The sequence below is a fragment of the Flavobacterium fluviatile genome (genome assembly GCF_010645065.1).
GTDB classification, from domain to species: domain Bacteria; phylum Bacteroidota; class Bacteroidia; order Flavobacteriales; family Flavobacteriaceae; genus Flavobacterium; species Flavobacterium fluviatile.
On sequence record NZ_JAADZW010000097.1, the window covers coordinates 1 to 689 of the forward strand.

Genomic DNA, 689 nt, shown 5'->3' on the forward strand with positions numbered 1-689 from the left:
CGTGATTTAATCACTTTGATGATGGAATCCAAAATATGGGGTGTTTCAGGTGTTGAGTTTGTTATTGGCGGTGATGAGCTTACTTTTAAAGAAATTGAAAGAAAGCACATTAAACCTGAAAAAGGATTAATTACTAAATCTCAGTACGGACTTTCAGAACAAGATGGCTATAAGTACGAAGACATGCCGTTTGTTTGGGTTGTGGGTAAACCAAAAGACTTAGGTTTGCTTTTGGCCTGTTCTATGTATGGAATTTACAAGCGTGGTACATTTGGCGATTATGCGCAATATGTTGAGATTTTCGGGCAACCTGTCCGAATAATGAAGTACGATGCATACGACACTAAAACCAAACAGGAGCTTAAAACCTTATTGACTGATAGCGGTTCATCATTAGCAATGATGATCCCGAAACAAGCCGATTTTGAAATGCTGGACGGCAAAACGTCAAACGGTGACGGTAAGCTACAAATTGGGTTAAAGGATGCCTGTAATGAAGAAATGGCGATCGCTATTTTAGGTAACACTGAAACTACATCGTCCAGCAAGTCGAGCGGTTACGCTCAATCAAAAGAGCACGGCGAACAGCAGGACGAACTGACAATATCAGACTTGATATTTATTGAAAACCTGTTGAACAGTAAAAAGTTTAAACAGATTTTAAAGTCATACGGTTATAACATTGACGG

The 689-nt window shown here is 39.2% G+C and carries 1 protein-coding gene; it reads left to right on the top strand.

Going from position 1 to position 689, the window contains the following annotated elements; all coding sequences use genetic code 11:
- Positions 1-21: 21 nt before the first annotated feature.
- Positions 22-689 (top strand): phage portal protein family protein (locus GXM17_RS21435; protein WP_163401547.1); only part of this gene is annotated, 668 nt, incomplete at its 3' end.